The organism is Stenotrophomonas sp. SrG (assembly GCF_050031795.1).
GTDB lineage: Bacteria > Pseudomonadota > Gammaproteobacteria > Xanthomonadales > Xanthomonadaceae > Stenotrophomonas > Stenotrophomonas rhizophila_A.
The window spans coordinates 1-238 of sequence record NZ_JBNBBE010001168.1 but is presented as its reverse complement, the minus strand read 5'-3'; the positions used below and the strand labels follow the sequence as shown (position 1 = coordinate 238).

Genomic DNA, 238 nt, shown 5'->3' with positions numbered 1-238 from the left:
TGGCAGGGCCACGGCGAAGAACATCGCGCAGGTGGCGGCCAGCGCGAAGCCGCCGAAGATCGCGGCCAACGAACGCGACAGCACTCCCAGCCAGGGGCGGTCGAAGAAACCGCCGAAGCGGTAGAACCAGCTGGCATCAGGCGTGCTGTCCACGGGAACCTGCAATGTCGGGTCGAACAACGAACGTCACCCGCCCGGGCCGGTGCAAGGGGGAGGGTGGCCATCCGTGGCCAAGCCG

General features: G+C 68.5%; 1 pseudogene. It reads right to left on the bottom strand.

From position 1 onward, the window contains the following. Positions 1 to 165 (bottom strand): annotated as a pseudogene (locus ACQG3P_RS23135) (DUF3649 domain-containing protein); the annotation flags it as partial. Positions 166 to 238: the final 73 nt, after the last annotated feature.